Below are 2,141 nucleotides of genomic sequence, written 5' to 3'. Positions count from 1 at the left end.
CCGTCCGCGACGAGCGCCACCGCGTGCGCGCTCTCCCGGCCCGCCACGCCGAAACCCACCGCGATCGGCAGGTCCGTGTGACGCCGCGCGAGCTCCAGCATCGCGGGCACCTCGTGCAGCGCGTCGCCCGCGCGGGCGCCCGTCACGCCCGTCACGCTCACCGCGTACAGGAAGCCCGTCGTGGCCTCCGCGACGATCCGGATGCGTTCCGGCGTGCTCGTCGGCGCGATCAGGAACGTCAGGCGCAGCCCGTGCCGCGCCGCGAGCTCGCGCAGCGAGCCCGCCTCGTCCGGCGGGAGGTCCGGCAGGATCAGGCCGTCCACGCCCGCCGCGAGGGCGTCACGGACGAAGCGCTCCTCTCCCCACGCGAGGATCGGGTTGTAGTACGTCATGATCACGAGAGGCTTCTCGGTCCGCTCGCGCAGCGCGCGCGCCGACTCGAAGGTGGAGCGGATCGTGGCGCCGCCGCGCAGCGCCTGCTCGCTCGCCTTCTGGATCGTGGGGCCGTCCCCCAGGGGATCGGAGTACGGCAGGCCGATCTCCAGCAGGTCCGCGTGCTCCAGCAGCGTGGCCGCCTCGCGCAGGAAGCCCGCGTGGTCCGGGTAGCCCGCCGGGAGGTACGCCACGAACGCCGCGCGGCCCTCACGTTTCGCGCGCGCGAAGGCGTCATGGATGCGGTTCTTCTCGGCGACGGTCACGCGCGCACCTCCCCCGCGTGACGCTCCTCGAAGTCCACCTCACGCGCGAGGAGACGCATCGCCTCCGTCGCGTCCTTGTCGCCGCGGCCCGACAGGTTCACCACGACGATCTGATCCGGACGCATGGTCGGCGCGAGCTTCATGACGTGCGCGATCGCGTGCGCCGTCTCCAGCGCGGGAATGATGCCCTCGGCGCGGCTGAAGGCGCGGAAGGCCGCGAGGGCCTCGTCGTCCGTGACGGGCACGTACTCCGCCACGCCCGACTGCGCGTACCAGGAGTGCTCCGGGCCGATGCCGGGGTAGTCGAGGCCCGCCGAGACGCTGTGCGCGGGCACGATCTGGCCGTCCTCGTCGAAGAGCAGGTACATCTTCGCGCCGTGCAGCACGCCGATCTTCCCGCCCGAGACGCTCGCGGCGTGACGGCCCGTGTCCACGCCCTCCCCGGCGGCCTCCACGCCGATGAGGCGCGGACGCTGGTCCTCGGGGAGGTACGCGAAGGGCGCGAAGAGGCCGATGGCGTTGCTGCCGCCGCCCACGCAGGCGACGACGGCGTCCGGGACCTCGCGGCCCTCGCGCTCCAGGAGCTGGCGCTTGGTCTCCTCGCCGATGACGGACTGGAAGTCGCGGACCATCGCGGGGTACGGGTGCGGCCCGACGACGCTGCCGAGGATGTAGAAGCTGTCGCGGACGTTCGTGACCCAGTCGCGGATGGCCTCGTTGGTGGCGTCCTTGAGGGTGGCGGTGCCGCTCGTGACCTCGCGGACCTCCGCGCCGAGGAGCTTCATGCGGAACACGTTGAGGCTCTGGCGGCGGATGTCCTCCGCGCCCATGTACACGACGCAGTCCAGGTTGAAGAGCGCGCAGGCGGTGGCGGTCGCGACGCCGTGCTGACCCGCGCCGGTCTCCGCGATGATGCGCTTCTTGCCCATGCGCCGCGCGAGCAGGGCCTGCCCGATGGTGTTGTTGATCTTGTGGGCGCCCGTGTGGTTGAGGTCCTCGCGCTTGAAGTAGATCTTCGCGCCGCCGAGCTGCGCGGTGAGGTTGCGGGCGAGGTAGAGGCCGCTGGGTCGGCCGACGTACTCGCGCAGGTAGTGGTCGAGCTCCGCGAGGAAGGCGGGGTCCTCGCGGGCCTCGTCGTAGGCGCGGGCGAGCTCGTCGAGGGCGGGGATCAGCGTCTCGGGGACGTAGCGCCCGCCGAAGTCGCCGAAGCGGCCTCGCCCGTCGGGCTGGGGGTAGCGCTGAATGGTCATGACCACAGGCTAGCGACTTTCGAAGGGGTCGTGGATCAAATATCTAGACAACTTGTCTAGGTTTTGTGGCCAGGCCCCCAGCAGGTCCTCCGGGCTCACCTCGTCCGGGACGTCCCAGCCGAGCGACCGCGCGAGGTCCGCCACCACCGCGCCCGGGGACGCGCCCGACTCGCGCAGGTCCCGCACGCCCGGC

2 protein-coding genes and 1 pseudogene are annotated in these 2,141 nt (G+C 72.0%); all 3 read right to left on the bottom strand.

What is annotated here, in order from left to right; all coding sequences use genetic code 11:
• Positions 1 to 698 (bottom strand): tryptophan synthase subunit alpha (trpA, locus tag DEIPI_RS0126405; RefSeq protein WP_027483763.1); only part of this gene is annotated, 698 nt, incomplete at its 3' end.
• Positions 695 to 1,948 carry a tryptophan synthase subunit beta gene (gene trpB / locus DEIPI_RS0126400; RefSeq protein WP_045235276.1) on the bottom strand — a complete coding sequence of 418 codons (1,254 nt, stop codon included), beginning with the start codon at positions 1,946 to 1,948 and terminating at the stop codon, positions 695 to 697. The genes trpB and trpA, both read right to left, overlap by 4 nt.
• A gap of 9 nt (positions 1,949 to 1,957) precedes the next feature.
• Positions 1,958 to 2,141: pseudogene (locus DEIPI_RS40720) on the bottom strand (hypothetical protein); the annotation flags it as partial.

The sequence above is a fragment of the Deinococcus pimensis DSM 21231 genome, assembly GCF_000519345.1.
Lineage (GTDB): Bacteria > Deinococcota > Deinococci > Deinococcales > Deinococcaceae > Deinococcus_A > Deinococcus_A pimensis.
Note: the sequence above shows the minus strand (reverse complement) of the source record. Positions and strands in the feature narration are given on the sequence as shown.